We start from the raw sequence: 17,672 nt of genomic DNA, 5'->3' as shown, positions 1-17,672 counted from the left end.
ATGTTGATTGCACTTGATATGGATGGCACTCTATTAAACGGGGAAGGAAAAATCAGTGAACGCAACCGGGCGGCCATCACCGCGGCGCAGGCGCAAGGCCACATCGTCGCCGTCGTGACCGGGAGGGCGCGCAAAGACGCGCTCGCCCCGCTTCGCGAGGCGGGCATTATCTGCCCAATCGCCAGCTTAAACGGGGCGGTCGTGACGCTTGAAGACGGCACGGTCATCAGCGAGGCGCCGCTCGAGCGGGAAATCGTCCGTCCGGCGCTTGAGTGGGTGCGGAAACAGCCGGATTTGTACTGCGAGACGTACACAGGCGATGCGGTGTACGTCGGGCTCCACAACCGCGCTCAATGGGAAGCGCTCGCCTCCGGGATGGCCGATGCGGCGCCAGAGGTGAAGTGGCTCGTGAACAAACAGTTCCAGCAGGCGCGGGTGACGTACGTCGATGACATCGGCACGGTGTGGGACGACCCAAAACTTACGTTATATAAACTGCTTATTTTTGCCCTTGACCGCGAGCGGTTGCGCGACGCAGCCTCTCGGTTCGCCGCGCTCCCTGGCGTCACGGTCACTTCGTCGCACCCGCACAACATTGAGATGAACAGCGAACGGGCGACAAAAGGTGAAGCACTCAAGCGGCTCGCCGCCCATTACGGCATCGATTTGCGCGACACGGTCGCCTTTGGCGACAGCCATAACGACTTGTCGATGTTCGAGGTCGCGGGCTATCGCGTGGCGATGGACAATGCAGAGCCGGATTTGAAAGCCATATGCGATATGGTGACGTCCTCCCACGAAGAAGACGGCGTGGCGGCGGGGCTTGAGCGGGTGCTTGCGAAACGGGTGTAGCAGCACCCGTTTTTTATTCATTTGTCTGCAGCTTGCTGAAAAAATGCAGTATAATCATCTCATATACCTACAAAGAAAGGGGAGAACGATGACAAACGATCGCATCAAAAACATGATCGGAACACTGCGGGTGCCGGTGTACACAGCGGCGGTGGTGCTGTATGTTCTCGCCCAGTTCACCGATGTGGCGGCCATTCACTATGTGATGGGAGATGTGGCGCTGTTGGCCTTTGTCGCATCTGCGTTTTACGCCCGCGGAGTGTATAAGGTGTCGGGGGCTCTGTTTTTTGCATTTGGTGTTGGATTGTTTTTGTTCTATGGCGATGCATGGCCGACGTTTGTCCTGCATTTTGAACGGGTGTTGGGGCTGTTGGCGCTGTTTTTTGTGCTTCCGTTCATGAATACGCTCATTCGCGTCGGGCGGTATGACCATAGTTTAAGCGAATGGCTGAAGCGGAACGCCGAGAGCGTTTCTTCGTTATACCGCCGCAGTTTCAGTGTCTGCCATTTGCTTGGATTGTTTTTGAACATTGCTACGATTCCGCTTCTTGTTCGATCGTTGCGTGATGCGCTGCGGACGATCGACCGAGGAACGGCGGAGTCGTTTTATGTTCGGAATTTGCTGCGGGCGTACGCGCTTTGTTTGACGTGGAGCCCGATGGAAGTGATGATCAGCACGACGATTGACTTTACCGGCGTGCGTTATGATCAAGTGGCGCTGTTTTTGTTGTTTCTAGCTTTTATGATGGCGATGATCGATTGGGGAACAGCCACTGTTTCGTACCGTTGCATCCCGTTGGAAAACGGCGCAGAAACGAATGGGAAAATGGCTGTTTCGGTCGGGAAAAAGGCAGCCCAGCTGCTGTTGGTGCTCGTCGTGTTTACCGTGCTCGTTTCCTTGTTGCAACATTGGCTTGGCAAAGGGTTTTTGTTTTCTGTCGTCTTGTTGCTTGCCCCGTTTTGCTTCGGATGGGCGCTGTTTGTGCGCCGGGGGAAGCGGTATGCGACGGTGGCGTTCCGCCATTGGAGAGAACGGACAGAAGGATTGGCGAACTACTTTTTCATGTTTTTAGGGGCTGGATTGTTTGTCGAGATGCTGGCCCGATCCCCTCTGCTTGCCGTACTTGAGGGTTGGTTCCGCGTCGGGGCGGAGCATTCCGTCTGGCTGTATGCGATGATTGCCGCTTATTTTTTCACGACGTCGCTTGTCGGATTTCACCCGCTGGTGAGCTTGACGCTGCTCATGCCGCTGCTTGAGCCGGTGCGGCTGCTTGTTCCGGCTGTGCCGTTGTCGATCGTGCTCATTTGCTGCAGTTTGGCGACAGTGATGTATAGCCCGTACAATATTTCTGTTTCCTTGCTGGCTGAGGAGCTTGGGATAACCCGTACCGGATCGGCAAACGGAATGTTCCGTTCGCTCTCGGCTATATGACAGTGGGAATCGGCATCGCCTGTTTAGCGGAAAGAATATTTTTTGGTTGACAGCGTTTTCAGTAGAAAGGTATAATGAGATTGAATCAATCGAATTTTTTGATAAGTGAGACTTTATTTTAGATCGATCTAATAAAATCGGTGATGTCAAGGCAGGGTGTTGGGGGATCATCGGCTTATTGAGAAAGAGAGATGGTCTGCTCTGTAGATCTTTTTTAGATCGATCTAATTACCTTTCATTCTTTGTTTTAGATCGATCTAATCATCTCTTGTTCTTTTAGATCGATCTACAAAGAGCGGCGAAGGAGGACAGACTTAAGATGAAGCAACGAAGTGCGCTCGATATGTACGCCGATGGAGGGGCGTGGTGGGAGACGTCGATCAGCGACGTCCGCAAAAATGAAATTCTCATTCGCGGATATCCGATTGAAGAATTAATCGGCAATGTGTCGTACACGCAAATGTTGTACCTCTTATTATGCGGCGAGATATTGAGCGAGAAAAAGGCGAAGTTATGGGAGAGCGTCCTTGTCGCCGGGGCGGATCACGGCCCGCGCGCGCCGTCGATTGCGGCGGCCCGCATGGCGGCGACATGCGGCATTTCGTTCAACTCGTGCGTGGCAACCGGCATCAACGTACTTGGTGATGTGCACGGGGGAGCGGTGGAGAAAGCGATGGCGCTGTTTTACGAGACGAACGAGCAAATCGAGGCTCGCGGCGGGGAAGGCGCCATGGCCGATGTGATCCGTGAGCAGTTTGAACAGTTTCTCCGTGAAGGACAGAAGCTGCCGGGATTTGGCCATCAGCTTCATGATGACGACCCACGTGTCAGACGGCTGTATGCGCTGGCGGGCGAGCTTGTGGAAGAAGGGGAGATCAGTGGACGGTATTTAGCGATCGCCGAAGCGTATCGTTCCCATTTGGAGAAAACGAAAGGGAAACGGATGACGATGAACATCGACGGGGTGGCGGCCGCGATCCAGTGCGAGCTCGGTGTGCCGGCGGCGGCGGCGAAAGGTGTGTTCGCCCTTTCGCGCGGAATGGGCATTGTCGCCCATGCGTTTGAAGAGTGGCAAAACGGCGTGCTGATCAAAGGGCCGTGCCCGAACCGCGATGATTTAGTCCGCTATACCGGACCGGAGAAACGTCATTTCGAAGAGTAGGTGATGAATGTGAGAAAAGCACAGCTGTATATTAACGGGACATGGGTGGAAGAACCGCGTGCGGCGGAGCCGGTGAAAAACCCGTATACCGGGGAAGTGATCGGCGAACAGCAGCTCGCGACTCCGGATGATGTTGAAAGGGCGTTGGCATCTGCGTTTGCGGCGAAAAAAGACATCGCGAGAATTCCGGCCTATGAGCGGGCGCACATTTTAAAAAAGGCATCGATGCTGCTTGAGGAGCGGAAAGAAACGTTTGCCCGCTATATTTCGGAAGAGCTCGGCAAACCGCTCAAAAATACGTTGGATGAAGTGTCCCGCTCCATCGAAACGCTCGAGCAGTCGGCCGAAGAAGCGAAACGGCTGTTTGGGGAAACGATTCCGGGCGACGCCTCGGCGCGCGGGGTGAAGGCGTTGGCGGTGACGTTTCGCGTGCCGGTCGGCGTCGTGGTGGCGATTACGCCGTTCAACGCCCCGCTCAATTTGATTTGCCATAAAGTCGGACCCGCGTTTGCGGCGGGCAACACCGTTGTGTTAAAACCGGCGCCGCAGACGCCGCTGATTGCGACAGAACTGTTGAAGTTGCTGCTAGAGGCCGGGCTTCCACCGCGTGCCATCAACATGGTGCTTGGCGGTGCCGAGGTTGGGCAGCAAATCGTGAAAGACGATCGCATCAACGTCATTTCGTTTACCGGCGGCGTGGTGGCGAGCCGCAACATTTGCGCGTTGGCCGGCATGAAAAAAGTGCTGCTTGAGCTAGGCGGCAATGCGGCGACGATCGTCCATGAAGACGCCGATTTGAAACGGGCGGCCGCGCTTTGCGCGAAAACCGGCTACAGCAACTCCGGGCAAAGCTGCATTTCCGTCCAGCGCATTTACGTACATGAGTCGGTCGTTGAACCGTTTACCGACTTGCTCAAACGGGAAGTCGAGGCGTTGAAAGTCGGCGACCCGCTCTTGCCCGATACGGATGTCGGCTGTATGGTCGATGAGCGGGCGGCGGATCGGGTGATGAACTGGATTGATGAAGCCATCGCTTCCGGCGCGACGCTGGTGTGCGGCGGAAAACGGCGTGGGGCGACGGTGGAGCCGACGGTGCTCTTCAACCCACCGAAGCGAAGCAAAGTCGTTTGTGAAGAAGTGTTCGGCCCGGTCGTCAGCGTCATCCCGTACCGGACGATTGACGAAGCGATCGCCGAGACGAATGATTCCGCCTTTGGCCTGCAAGCTGGGCTGTTTACGAACCGGATGGACATCGTCCATCAAGTGGCGGAGGCGCTTGATGTCGGCGGGGTCGTTGTGAACGGCACCTCGAATTTCCGGTTGGATCATTGGCCGTACGGCGGTGTGAAAAACAGCGGCATCGGCCGCGAAGGCCCGCGTTATGCGATTGAAGAAATGACGGAAATGAAGATGATTGTATGGCAGTTTCCACAGTGATGATGGGTGGTGGCAACATGTTAGCGCTTTATGTGGCGAAGCCGAATGAATTAGAACTGCGGCGCCTCGAGGTCGTCCGTTCTCCTCAAGGGGATGAGGTGAAAATCAAGCTCATCTACGGCGGGATTTGCGGGTCGGATCTTGGGGTGTTGAAAGGAAAACTTCCATATGCAAGCTATCCTGTTCGCGCCGGGCATGAGCTTGTCGGCGTCATTGTCGAAAAGGGCGAGCAAGCGACCTATGACGTCGGGACGCGGGTCGTTGTGCTGCCGAACACGTATTGCGGCGCGTGCGATTTGTGCCAAAAAGGGTTGACGAACATCTGCCGGCATAAACAATCGCTTGGCATCAACACGGACGGCGGATTTTCGCATGAATTCGTCATCTCGTCCAAGTATGTGCTTCCTGTTCCTGATGATCTCTCGGATGAAAAGGCGGTGCTCGTCGAACCGTTTGCTGTCGTCGTGCATGCTTTGAGCAAAGTGCGGATCGAGCCCGCCATGCGCGTAGCGGTCATCGGCTGCGGAAATGAAGGGATGATGGCGGCCGTCCTCGCCCGCCATTTAGGCGCGGATGTGACGGCGGTCGATGTGAATCCGTTAAAACTAGAGACGGTGAAAGCGATGGCCGACATCCGCACGCTTGCGCCTGATGCGCTGTCGGGTGAAACGTTTGATGTTGTCATCGAGGCGGCCGGTGCGCGCGAAGCGGTCGAACAGGCGGTGGAGCTTGTCGCTCCAGGGGGGCATCTTGTGTTGATCGGTCTGGCGAATGAAGCGACGTTTCCGGTGGTGCGTCTTGTCCGCAACGAAGTGACCGTGCATGGTTCCATCATCTACCGCTTCCCGGATGACTATTTGCAAGCGATTCATTATTTGCGGACGATGCCGCATCCGATCGAACGGGTCATTTCCCGCATTTTCCCCGTTCGCGACTATGAGCAGGCGTATGAACTGGCGTCATCCGGCAATGCGGGCAAAGTCGTGTTACGTTTCAAGGAGGAGGAAGAGCGATGAAAAAACCAGTAGCCGAACAGTTGGTCCGGTATTTGGAGGACCGCGGCGTTACGCATATTTTTGGGCTTTGCGGCCATACGAACATCGCAGTGTTGGCGGCTTTGGAGCATAGTTCAATCAAGTTCGTCAACGTCCGCCACGAACAAATCGCCGCGCATATGGCTGACGGCTATGCGCGGGCGAAAAAGGAAACGGCTGTCGTTCTCTGCCACGTTGGCCCGGGGCTGACGAATGCGGCGACAGGCGTCGCCAATGCGGCGCTCGACTCCATTCCGATGGTCGTCATCGCCGGTGATGTGCCGAGTCATTATTACGGAAAGCATCCGCACCAGGAGATCAACTTGCACGCTGATGCGTCGCAATATGAAATTTACCGCCCGTTTGTGAAGCGGGCATGGCGGGTCGACCGGCCGGATTTGTTCCCGGAAATTTTGGAAAAAGCGTTCCAGCTGGCGGAGAGCGGCCGCCCAGGGCCGGTGCTTGTCTCCGTGCCGATGGACATTTTCTCAAAAGAAGTGGATATTGCCCTGTTTGAAAAGCAAAAGCGGCATACGAAAACGCTGCATAAACCGTCGATTGACGATGAAACGGCGAAACGCATCATTGAGAAGTTGATGCAGGCGGAACGTCCGCTTGTGTACGTCGGCGGCGGCATTATGCTGGCGGATGCGGCGGAAGAATTGAAAACGTTTGTCGAACATTTCGATCTCCCCGTTGCGCACACGCTGATGGGCAAAGGGGCGCTGCCGGATGACCATCCGCTGACACTGGGCATGAGCGGATTCTGGGGGACGAAATTCGTCAATGACATGTGCCGCAACGCCGATGTCATTTTGGCATTGGGAACGAGATTTTCCGAAGCGGATTGCAGCTCATGGGAGCCGGAGTACACGTTCAACATTCCGGAAACGAAGCTCATTCATATTGACATCGACCCGAACGAAATCGGGCGCAACTATCCAACGGAACTCGGCATCGTCGCCGATGTCAAGCAAGCGCTTACCGTGTTGAACCGCGTGGCGAAACAAACCGTGCCGCAAGGGCGGACGGACGAGGCGCTGAAAGAACGAATCGCTAACTATAAGGAGGAATTCCGGCGGCAAAACGCGCCGCACATTCAAGACGACAGCTATCCGATGCGTCCGGAACGCATTTTGCATGAGGTGCGGGAAGTGCTGCCGAAAGATGCGATCATCACGACCGATGTCGGCTGGAACAAAAACGGGGTCGGCCAACAGTTCCCAGCGTATGGTGCAGGAACGATTTTGACGCCAGGCGGTTATGCGACGATGGGCTTTGGCGCTCCGGCCGCGCTTGGAGCGAAAATCGCCTGCCCGGACCGCGTCGTCGTGTCGCTTGTTGGAGATGGCGGATTTGGCCAAAACCCGGCGGTGTTAGCGACCGCCGCCGAGGAAAATATCGCCGTTGTGTGGGTCATTATGAACAACTACGCCTTTGGCACGATCGCCGGGCTCGAGAAGGCGCATTTTGGCACGACGCACGGGACGGTTTTCCAAAAGGACGGTAAGCCGTATTCGCCGGATTATGCAGCCATTGCCCGGGCATACGGCGTTGAAGGAGTGAAAATCCGCTCGGCGGAAGAGTTTAAACCGGCGCTCGAGCGAGCCATCCAAGCGAACAAACCGTTTGTCATCGATGTGGAAATGATCAACGTCCCGACGCCGACGTCCGGCCACTGGAATATTATGGATATCTATTCCCCAGGCAAACGTGTTCACCATGTGGCCGTAGAGCGGTAAGGAGAAACCTTCAAGATCGGGGGGGAAGATATGGCTAGAACGTTTTCCTTGGCCCATTTGACCGTGCTCGGCTGTCCGCCGCCGGAGATGGCGCACATTGCCGCCCGGGCAGGGTATGATTACGTCAGTTTCCGGATCATCTACATGGGGCTTCCGGGAGAACCGAACTATGCGTTGGCGGAAAATCCACAGCTGTTGCGTGAGACGAAAGCGGCGTTGCGGGACACCGGCGTCAAGCTGCTGGATATCGAACTGGCCCGTATTGACGCTGATACGGATCCAAAACGGTATGAACCCGCTTTGGAAGTGGCGGCTGAACTGGGCGGCCGCCACGTCTTAAGCAGCATTTGGACGGCCGACCGAAGCGCTTACATTGAACAGTTTGCCGAGCTGTGCGAACTGGCGAAGCCATATGAATTGACGGTCGATTTGGAGTATGTGCCGATTGCGGCGGTGACGAATTTGGCCGGAGTCGTCGATGTGTTAAAGACGGTAAAGAAAGACAATGCTGGCATTATGATTGATTTGCACCATTTTCATCGCGCCGGCGATTCGCCAGAAGCGTTGGAAGCCGTGCCGCGGGAGTGGTTCCATTTTCTCCATCTTTGCGACGCGCCGGGCGAGATTCCGGCGTCAAAAGAAGAGATGACGAGAATTCTCCGCGAAGGGCGGCTGTACATCGGCGAAGGCGGGATCGACATTGCCGGCATTGTCCGCCGCATTCCGGAAATTCCCTGCTCGATCGAGTTACCAAACATCAAACGTGTCAAGGAGCTCGGCTACGAAGAACATGCACGCCGCTGCCTGCAGTCGGCAAAAGACTATTTTGCCCGTCATATTGCAACGCAAAGCGATCGATCGGCGTGACTAGTCAACAGAGAAATATGGCAGCGCTTCCGATACGGGAGGCTGCCTTATAGACATTCTTAATTATCAGAAAATTTTATATATTAATTCCATTGTTAGAAATAAATGGTTTGTTCATTTGGTTGTTTCCCGCATGACCGGCAGCGGTCGAGAGAGAACAGAATGGCGTGCGGCCAAACGGGAATGCGGGTTCAACATACAACGATGCCAGCCGGTTGATCCGTTCGGCTGCATCAACCATTGCACTATAGAGGAAAGAAGGGGGAAAACGTAATGAAAAAGATGTTGGTGTTGTTGTTTGCCTGCCTGTTGGTGCTTGCGGGGTGCTCATCGAAATCCGAGCCGCAAGGGGGCGGCGCGGCGAAGAAAGCCGAACCGAAAGTGATGAAAATGGCCGTCGCGACATCGAAGGATCGTTCACTGACGAAAGGATTGTACAAATTTGCGGACATCGTGGAAAAAGAAACAAACGGCTCGATCAAAGTGGAAGTGTATCCGGATGGACAGCTCGGGGGAGACGTAGCCGTGTTTGAAGCGCTGAAGATGGGCACGATTCAAGGATCGACGATGTCGACCGGTCCGATCGCTTCATTCGCTCCGCGCATCGGGGTGCTAGACTTGCCGTTTTTATTCAAAGATCGAGAAACCGCTTACAAAGTGCTGGATGGGAAAATCGGCCAAGATTTGCTCAACGATTTGCCGTCTGTCGGTGTGATCGGCTTGAACTATTGGGAAAACGGCTTCCGCCATTTGACGAACAATAAGCGGGAAGTCAAAAGCGTGGACGACATTAAAGGGTTGAAAATCCGCACGTTGGAAAACGATCTTCATATTGATTTGTGGAAAGAGCTGGGCGCTACACCAGTGCCGATGGCCTTCACGGAGCTGTTCACCGCTTTGGAGCAGCACGTGGTCGACGGCCAGGAAAACCCGGTCGGGAATGTGGCCATCAATAAGTTTTACGAAGTGCAAAAATATTTGACGAAAACCGGCCACGTCTACAATGCGAGTCCGCTGCTCATCAGCAAAAAGTTTTGGGACACGTTGACGGACAAGGAAAAAGACATCATCAAAAAAGCCGCGGAAGAAGCGAGAGACTATCAGCGCAAGCTGAACCAAGAAGAAGATGAGAAAATGTTCGACTATTTGAAACAACAGGGCATGGTCATTACCGAACTTTCTCCGGAGGAGAAGCAAAAATTTGTCGAAAAAGTGCAGCCCATCTATCAAAAATACGCGCCGAAATTCGACCAAGATCTCGTGAACGAATTGATTAACGCAGGAAAATAACCGAATGGCAAAGCCGGCTCTTAAGGGACATCCCCTTAAGAGTCCTTCCATTCTTGCAGACTTGGAGGGAACAGCGATGAAAAAGATCGGAGCCGTTCTGGAGAAGGCGCTGAACGCCTTAATGGCGTTCTGTCTCGCGTTTATGTCCATTCTTGTATTCGGCAACGTCGTGCTCCGCTATGCATTTAACTCCGGCATCACGTGGTCGGAAGAAATGTCGCGCTTTCTGTTCATTTGGATGTCGTTTTTAGGCGCGGTCGGTGCTTTGAAAGACAACGACCATCTAGGCGTCGACACATTGGTAAGAAAACTGCCGACTGGTGCCAAGCGCGTTGTGTTTGTCATCAGCAATGCGATCGTGCTGTACGTTCTCTATTTGCTGTTGGATGGAAGCTGGAAGATGACGATGAGCGGATTGGAAAGCAAAGCCCCGGCCACCGGTCTGCCGATGGCGTTCATTTACGGGACCGGGCTTGTCGTGAGCATCGGCATGGGCCTCATTATTTTGTACCATTTGTATCAGGCGCTGTTTCGCCCCGGGGCGATTGAGGAGCTGACGAGAATGAAAGAATCGGAAGAAGAAATCATGACGGCCGCTCCCGTCGAGCACGAAGCGGCAGAATGGGTGCACGGGCGAACGCAAGGCGCCGCTGGAGGTGAGCGGTAAATGGCGTTGGTCGTTTTTATCGGGTCGCTGTTAGGGGTCATGGCGCTCGGGATGCCGATCGCGTTTGCGCTCTTGGTCAGCGGCGTCGCCTTGATGTTTTATTTGGATATTTTTGATACGCAAATCATTGCGCAAAACTTGATCAGCGGCGCGGACAGCTTTCCGCTGATGGCGATTCCGTTCTTTATGCTGGCCGGGGAGCTCATGAACGCCGGGGGCATTTCGAAACGGATCATTCGCTTTGCGATGGCGCTTGTCGGTCATATCCGCGGCGGGCTCGGGTATGTGGCGATCATCGCGAGCGTGCTGTTCGCCGGGTTGTCGGGGTCGGCGGTCGCCGACACGGCGGCGCTTGGGGCCATTCTCATCCCGATGATGGTCAAAGCCGGGTACAACCGCAACCGCTCGGCCGGCCTCATCGCTGCCGGCGGCATCATCGCCCCGATCATCCCGCCGAGCATTCCGATGATCATTTTCGGGGTCACAAGCGGCGTGTCGATCACAAAGCTGTTTATGGCCGGCATTGTTCCCGGGATTTTGCTTGGAATTTCACTGGCCATCTGCTGGTGGTGGGTGACGCGCAAGGATCAAGTCGAGGTGCTCCCGCGCCAGTCGGCAAAAGAAATTTGGCGGGCGACCCGCGAGGCGTTTTGGGCGCTGTTGCTGCCGGTGATCATCGTCGGCGGGCTGCGCGGAGGAGTGTTTACGCCGACCGAGGCAGCGGTGGTGGCCGCGTTTTACGCGTTGATTGTCGGCTTGTGCATTTACCGTGAGCTGAAAGTGAAAGACTTGTTCCACGTGCTCGTGGCCGCGGCGAAAACGACGAGCGTCGTCATGTTTTTGGTGGCGGCGGCCATGGTGTCAGCCTGGCTCATTACGGTCGCCAACATTCCGGCGATCGTGACAGATGTGCTTGCGCCGTTTATCGATCATCCGTTGGCGCTGCTTTTGGCCATTAACGCGTTGGTGCTGTTGGTCGGAACGGCGATGGATTTGACGCCGACAGTGCTCATTTTGACGCCGGTGCTCATGCCGATTATTGAAAAAGCAGGCATTGACCCGGTGTACTTCGGGGTATTGTTTATTTTAAACAACTGCATCGGGCTGCTCACGCCGCCGGTCGGCACAGTGCTGAACGTCGCCTGCGGGGTGGCGAAAATCAACATGGAAGACATCATGAAAGGAGTTTGGCCGTTTTTGCTGGTGGAGACGCTTCTGTTGCTTTTGTTGATTTTCTTCCCGTCCCTTGTGACCGTGCCGCTTGGGTGGTTTGCGGGTCATTAAACGGATGGTGTTGCGTTGAGGAGGAGTGAAGGCTTGATTCACCGCACATCCGCAGCATAGAAAGGCGCCTTCGCCGGGTTGGACGAAGGCGCTTCTTTTTCGCTATCGCACTTTTATATGTCCGATGCTTGCGTTTTGCGTTGTGTCCGGCTGAGCCATCGGCTCAATCGGCTCTAAATCCGTCAGCAGGAACAAATAGCTGAAAATGCCGGCAAGCAAAATGAGCGCCGCGACGAGAAACGCGTACATGAACGAGCCGGTCGCTTGAACGATGAACCCCGTCACGATTGGGGCGACAATCGCCATCGAGTTGTTGCCGAACGTCAACAGGCCGGTCAACGTCCCGACCGTGCCTGGCGGTGCAATAAATGTCGGAATGCTGTAGGCAATCGAGGACGTGATGACTAGGCCGCCGAGCGCAATTGAAATGCAAAGGATCGCGATGTTTGGGTTTGTCGTGAAAGCGGCGCCGATGACGGACAGCCCAAGCAGCATGCCGATGACCAAAAACGTTTTTCGCACGCGCGTTGAATGGCCTCCTTTGTTGATAAGCCGATCGACGAGCCATCCGCCGATCGCGATCTCCGAAATCGTGCCGACGATCCACGGAATCGAGGCGTACCAGCCTGATTTCAGCACCGACATGTGCATTTCCGTCGCCAAATAGCCGGGAAGCCACGTAAGAAACAAAAACCACGAGTAGCCATACGCAGCAAACCCGATCAATGTCGCCCATACTTTTTTCTTCGTCAGCAAATACCGAATCGTCTCCCAAACGTTTCCCGATGTTTCATCCGACTTTTGCGCTCCGCCTTGGACGATGTAGTTGTACTCTTCTTTCGACAACCGTTTGTCTTCATGTGGGTCGCGGTATGTCGCCCAGAACAGGATGGCGTAAATGAAGCTGAGCACTGCCGTCGTATAGAACCCAGCCCGCCATCCCCACTCGGTGATGATCCACGCGATGATCGGAGTGCCGATGGCGTTTGACAGCTTCGACTGGGCGTCGTAAAGGGCAATCGCGGTCGCCCGTTCATGGCGCGGGAACCATTGCCCGACTGCTTTGGCGGCTGACGGGAAATACGGCGCCTCCCCGATGCCCAACAAGACGCGTGATAACATGACAAGGCCTTGGCCAGTGGCGATAGCGGTCAAGAAACACGCGATTGTCCAAATGATCGTCCCGATGCGCGTCACCCATTTGACGCCGATTTTATCGAGAATCACGCCGGCCGGGATTTGCAAAATGGCATAAGACCAAGCAAACGCAGACAGCAAAATGCCGAGCTGTCCGGGCGTGAGGCCGAACTCTTTCGCCAGCGGCTGAATGCCGACGGACATGTTGATGCGGTCGAAATAGTTGATAATGACGCCTAACGCGATCAAAAACGCAATCGCCCAACGTCGTTTGTGCTTCATCACGGTTCACCATCCTTGTGTTGATGCGGGAAAACGCATACAGTGTTAGAGAGAAAAAATAGCGAGTTCCCTTTCAATGGACATCGCGTTTCGATGTTTCATCATCCCATGAAATGATCGATTCCCCAATGTTCGCTGATCATCCCCTTTCTTTGTTCCATTATGTGTAACTCATTTTCTATAAATGGAATTCTTGAATGGATTATAACAAAGTTCGCTCTCGTTTGTCCATAACTTGTTGAAAAATTTGAACTGTTTATGCAATCCGTTTAACCAATGGACGGACAGGAAGACGGGCCATAGCAGCATGTGTCTCTTCGCGCAGACATTTGAATATAAAAGAGGCTTCGCCGTCCTTTCCCTTGTTGAAACCGAAAAGGAAGGAAACGCGAAAAAAAAGCTTGAACGGCGGTGACCGAAGATGCTAAAATGGGAGTAAGGTTCCACTGAAAGAAATTAAATTCCGTTGAATGGAACATAAGGAAGGGGGGAGACAAACAGTTGAAGGAAGAAAAAAAGCATGAGGCCGGATTGCGTACGGTGCAGCGGGCCATTGACATCTTGTATTGTTTTACCCTTGAGGAACAAGAGCTATCACTCACGGAAATTGCGAAAAAGATTTCGCTTCCTAAATCGACGACAACGCGCTTGCTCGCTACGCTGGAGCAAAACCGCTTGGTCGTCAAAGATCCGGAGACGTTAAAGTACCGTCTTGGACAAGGGGTGTACTATTTAGGATACATTGCCGGCAAATCGATGGAAGTGCGGGAAATCGCGCGGCCGGTGATGGAGCGGCTGCGCGATGAGACGCGGGAGACGGTGAATTTGTATGTGCTCGAACAAGATGCCCGCGTTTGCGTCGAACAGTGCGAGGGGCTTCAGGCGCTGCGTCATATGGTGAGAATCGGCGAACGGCTTCCGCTTTGGGCGGGGGCGGGGGGAAAAGTATTATTGGCTTATCAATCGCCTGCTTTTCAAGAGCGGATTTTCGCGCAAGTGCCGACAAAGGAACGCTTGGCTCGTCTAGCGGCGGAGCTTGAGGTGATTCGGGAGCGCGGTGTGGCATCCAGCGTCGATGAACGGGAAGTCGGCTCTGCAGCCGTTGCCGCGCCGATTTTCAATATTCGTGGGGAAGTTCGCGCCTGCTTGTCCATCTCCGGGCCGACGCATCGGTTTGCGCCGGATGTGCTTGGGAAGTTCGAAACGATCGTGAAAGAAGGAGCACAAGCGATTTCAGAAAAACTAGGTTATCGACCATAAGGGGGAGAGCATATGGCGATTTCAAAACGCGCCGTCCGTGTGCGCAATGTCTTGATCGGGGGAGACGAACCGTGCATTTGCGCCCCGGTCGTCGGAGCGGACGCGAAGCAAGTGTTGGAGGAAACAAGGCAAATCACGGAGAAAAAGCCGCATCTCATTGAATGGAGGGCGGACTTTTTCGAGGCGATTCGGGACGAACAGCAAGTGGCGGCCACGGCGAGAAAGATGCGGGCGATTGCCGGAGACATCCCGATTTTGTTTACGGTTCGTTCCGAACTGGAGGGCGGCCGACCGATTTCCTTGACAGAAGAGGAAAAGCTTCGGTTGTTTGAAACTGTATGCCAAAGCGGCGCGATCGATTTGCTTGATTACGAGCTTGTCCATGAGCCGCATGTCCCCGCAGTCCGGGAGCTGACGCGCCGCTATGGAGTGCGCCTTGTGTTGTCTTACCACAATTTTGATCATACGCCATCGAAGGAAGAGCTTGTCGCGAAAATGCGCCAAGCTGAGCAATGCGGCGCCGACATCGCGAAAGCGGCTGTGATGCCAAAATCGCGGGGGGATGTGCTCGTGCTGCTGCAGGCGACGGAAGAGGCGCGGCAAGAGGTGGAAATTCCGCTCATCACGATGTCGATGGGGGCATTGGGCGCCATCACCCGCCTGGCGGGCGGATTGTTCGGCTCTGCTGTCACCTTCGCAGTCGGGCGGCAAAGCTCGGCGCCCGGGCAAATTCCGATTGAAGACGTCCGGACCGCTTTGTCGGTCATCATGACATACGGACAATAAATCGAAATGGGGGAGGAGATTGTCATGGCGCGTTTGCCGTTGGAAGGCGTCAAAGTGCTCGATGTGTCAACGATGATCGCGGCGCCGTTTGGGGCGGTTTTGCTCGGTGATTTTGGCGCCGATGTCATCAAGGTGGAATTGCCAGGAAAAGGGGATACGCTCCGCCATGTCGGGCCGTTCAAGGATGGGGAGCCGCTCCGCTGGCCCGGACTGGCGCGCAATAAACGGTCGCTCACGTTGGATTTGCGCAAAGAAGAAGGAATGAACATTTTCAAACAGCTCGTCCGCCACGTCGATATTGTCATTGAAAACTTCCGCCCCGGCACGCTCGAAAAATGGGGCGGCGGATATGAAGAACTGAAGCGGATCAATCCGAAGCTGGTGATGATTCGCGTCTCGGGCTACGGGCAAACAGGTCCGTTTCGCGAGAAAGCCGGATTCGGCACACCGGCGACGGCGTTCAGTGGGTTTACGTATTTGCAAGGGTATCCGGATCGTCCGCCGGTCAGCCCATCGTTTTCGTTGACGGATTACATTACCGGCATTTATGTGGCGTTTGCGGCGGTGACGGCCATTTACCACCGCGATGTCCATCCGAATGGCGAAGGGCAGATGGTCGATATCGGTCTTTACGAATCGGTGTTCCGCATGATGGAGTTTTTGGTGGCGGAATATGACCAATTGGGCAAAGTGCGCGAGCGGTCGCCGGGATTGTCCGGCCATTCGAGCCCGGCGGGCACGTTTATGACGAAAGATGGGCATTGGGTCGTGCTCGTCACAAGCACCGATTCGACGTTCGAGCGGCTGGCGAAAGCGATGGGGCGGGAAGATATGTTGACGGATGAGAAATTTTGCACAAACGAACGGCGGCTCGCTCATCATGAAGAGACAAACGGCATCGTCGCCGACTGGATCGGCACGAAGACGCGCGATGAATTGCTTCACATTTTGGATGAGCATGGCGTGCCGGTCAGTCCGATTTTGAGCATTAAAGATATTTTTGAGCACCCGCATTACCAAGCGAGGGAAAACATCATCGAAGTCGCCCATCCGCGCCTTGGCAAAATTAAAATGCCCGGCATTGTGCCGAAATTCGAAAAAACGCCAGGCGCCATCCGCCGCACTGCTCCGGATTTAGGGGAGCATACCGAAGAGATTTTGCAAACGATGCTTGGCATGTCCAAGGAAGACATTGAGCGGCTGCGAGAAAACGGGATCATATGAATGAACGAACGGCGGCTTGCCGCCTTCCCGGCTCCTTGCCTTGTGCGAGGCTGCCGGGTTTTTTGTTTCGAAGTTTGTTTTCGCGGCAGCCCACGCCTTGCATTGACACTGCTTGCCGCCAGCCTTTATACTTTTGATAGGTGAAAGCGACGGTAAAGCAGGTGATTCGAACGGTGTCAGATAAAAAGCGTTCCCGCGTGACGCTCGAACAAGTCGCCAAACACGCCGGCGTGTCGCGGGCGACCGCCTCTCTTGTCGTCCGTGGGAGTCCGAATATTTCGAAAGAAACGCGAAAAAAAGTGCTCCAAGCGATGAAAGAGCTTGGCTACGTCTATGACCGCGTGGCGGCCAATTTGCGTTCGCAGCGTTCGTCGACAGTTGGTCTTATTATCACCGAACTTGACAACCCGTTTTTTTCCGAATTGCTCGTTGGCGTCCATGAGGCGCTCGATCAGGAAGGATATACGGTCATTTTAGGCACGACGTTTGACCGGCCGGAAAAACAAGACGCCTTATTGTCGACGATGCTGGAGCATCGGGTGGGCGGTGTGATCATGAGCCCGGTTCCCGGATGTTCGGCAGAGATGCTCGAGCAGCTGCGGCAGTGGGATATTCCTGTTGTATTGTTTGCCCGTGATGAACTTCCGGCCGGACAGTTTGATTATATTGGGATCGATAATATGGCCGGCGGGCGGATGGCGGTCGAGCATTTGCTCGAAGGCGGCCATCGGCGCATCGCCTTTATCGGTGGGTCTCCGCAATCGTCCGTATGGAAAGCGCGCCGGTCGGGGTACAGTGAAGCGTTGCGTGCGGCGGGCATCGAGATGGATGACACGCTGCTTGTGCCATCGGCGACGACAAGGCAAGGCGGGCGGATGGCGGTCAAACGCCTGTTGCAGCACCCGAACCCGCCGACAGCGCTCTTTTGTTACAACGATGTCGTCGCGTTTGGGGCGATGCTTGGCTTAAAAGAGGAAGGGATCGTTCCGGGGCGTGACATTGCGGTCGTCGGTTTTGACAACATTCAAGAATCCGCGCTGTTTCAACCGCCGCTAACGACGGTGGCTGCATTCCCAGAAAAGATCGGTGCGTGCGCAGCGCGGCGATTGCACGAACGCATGAAAGGGGATGACGGCGAGCCGAAACGGACGATTTTGCATCCGGAGCTCGTTATCCGCCAGTCTTCCGGAAAGAGAGAGTAAAAAGAGGTGAAGCA

At 54.9% G+C, this 17,672-nt stretch carries 15 protein-coding genes; 14 read left to right on the top strand and 1 reads right to left on the bottom strand.

The genetic code is table 11. The annotated features are described in order from the left end of the window. The 10 genes from A0V43_RS07995 (at nt 1) to A0V43_RS07950 (ending at nt 11,767) form a co-directional block, all read left to right on the top strand. On the top strand, nt 1-852 hold the full coding sequence (locus A0V43_RS07995) for a Cof-type HAD-IIB family hydrolase (protein WP_063192841.1): 852 nt from the start codon (nt 1-3) through the stop codon (nt 850-852). 88 nt (nt 853-940) lie between these two features. Further along, on the top strand, nt 941-2,284 hold the full coding sequence (locus tag A0V43_RS07990; protein ID WP_236930993.1) for a hypothetical protein: 1,344 nt from the start codon (nt 941-943) through the stop codon (nt 2,282-2,284). Between the two features lie 319 nt (nt 2,285-2,603). Next, nucleotides 2,604-3,446, top strand: a complete 843-nt coding sequence (locus A0V43_RS07985) for a citryl-CoA lyase (RefSeq protein WP_063192840.1) — start codon at nt 2,604-2,606, stop codon at nt 3,444-3,446. 3 nt (nt 3,447-3,449) lie between these two features. Beyond that, nucleotides 3,450-4,883, top strand: coding sequence for an aldehyde dehydrogenase family protein (locus A0V43_RS07980; protein WP_063192839.1), 1,434 nt, complete (start codon nt 3,450-3,452; stop codon nt 4,881-4,883). Between the two features lie 17 nt (nt 4,884-4,900). Further along, a complete protein-coding gene (locus A0V43_RS07975; protein WP_063192838.1) occupies nt 4,901-5,899 on the top strand; it encodes a zinc-dependent alcohol dehydrogenase in 999 nt (332 codons plus the stop codon). Further along, nucleotides 5,896-7,659, top strand: a complete 1,764-nt coding sequence (locus tag A0V43_RS07970; protein ID WP_063192837.1) for a thiamine pyrophosphate-binding protein — start codon at nt 5,896-5,898, stop codon at nt 7,657-7,659. The genes A0V43_RS07975 and A0V43_RS07970 overlap by 4 nt, the downstream gene beginning before the upstream one ends. A 30-nt stretch (nt 7,660-7,689) precedes the next feature. Then, a complete protein-coding gene (locus A0V43_RS07965; RefSeq protein ID WP_063192836.1) occupies nt 7,690-8,526 on the top strand; it encodes a sugar phosphate isomerase/epimerase family protein in 837 nt (278 codons plus the stop codon). Between the two features lie 273 nt (nt 8,527-8,799). Next, nucleotides 8,800-9,816 carry a TRAP transporter substrate-binding protein gene (locus A0V43_RS07960; protein WP_063192835.1) on the top strand — a complete coding sequence of 339 codons (1,017 nt, stop codon included), beginning with the start codon at nt 8,800-8,802 and terminating at the stop codon, nt 9,814-9,816. A gap of 76 nt (nt 9,817-9,892) precedes the next feature. After that, complete coding sequence (locus tag A0V43_RS07955; protein ID WP_063192834.1) at nt 9,893-10,483, top strand: TRAP transporter small permease; 591 nt, start codon at nt 9,893-9,895, stop codon at nt 10,481-10,483. Beyond that, nucleotides 10,484-11,767, top strand: coding sequence for a TRAP transporter large permease subunit (locus A0V43_RS07950; protein ID WP_020756271.1), 1,284 nt, complete (start codon nt 10,484-10,486; stop codon nt 11,765-11,767). 102 nt (nt 11,768-11,869) lie between these two features. On the opposite strand, the gene A0V43_RS07945 is transcribed toward A0V43_RS07950, so the two are convergent. Beyond that, nucleotides 11,870-13,186 (bottom strand): MFS transporter, encoded by a 1,317-nt coding sequence (locus A0V43_RS07945; RefSeq protein ID WP_063192833.1) that lies wholly within the window; start codon nt 13,184-13,186, stop codon nt 11,870-11,872. Between the two features lie 501 nt (nt 13,187-13,687). On the opposite strand from A0V43_RS07945, the gene A0V43_RS07940 reads away from it, so the two are divergent. The 4 genes from A0V43_RS07940 to A0V43_RS07925 all read left to right on the top strand — a co-directional run bounded on the left by A0V43_RS07940 (nt 13,688) and on the right by A0V43_RS07925 (nt 17,658). After that, nucleotides 13,688-14,446, top strand: a complete 759-nt coding sequence (locus A0V43_RS07940) for an IclR family transcriptional regulator (protein WP_128577999.1) — start codon at nt 13,688-13,690, stop codon at nt 14,444-14,446. 12 nt (nt 14,447-14,458) lie between these two features. Beyond that, complete coding sequence (aroD, locus tag A0V43_RS07935; RefSeq protein WP_063192831.1) at nt 14,459-15,232, top strand: type I 3-dehydroquinate dehydratase; 774 nt, start codon at nt 14,459-14,461, stop codon at nt 15,230-15,232. Nucleotides 15,233-15,256: 24 nt separating this feature from the next. After that, nucleotides 15,257-16,456, top strand: coding sequence for a CaiB/BaiF CoA transferase family protein (locus A0V43_RS07930; protein WP_063192830.1), 1,200 nt, complete (start codon nt 15,257-15,259; stop codon nt 16,454-16,456). 173 nt (nt 16,457-16,629) lie between these two features. Next, nucleotides 16,630-17,658, top strand: a complete 1,029-nt coding sequence (locus tag A0V43_RS07925; protein ID WP_206501589.1) for a LacI family DNA-binding transcriptional regulator — start codon at nt 16,630-16,632, stop codon at nt 17,656-17,658. The last annotated feature ends 14 nt before the right edge of the window (nt 17,659-17,672 follow it).

Origin of the sequence: Geobacillus sp. JS12 (genome assembly GCF_001592395.1) — a bacterium.
In the GTDB taxonomy this organism is placed as follows: Bacteria; Bacillota; Bacilli; order Bacillales; family Anoxybacillaceae; genus Geobacillus; species Geobacillus zalihae.
The sequence above is the reverse complement of the archived record's forward strand: the minus strand, read 5'-3'. Positions and strand labels throughout refer to the sequence as shown.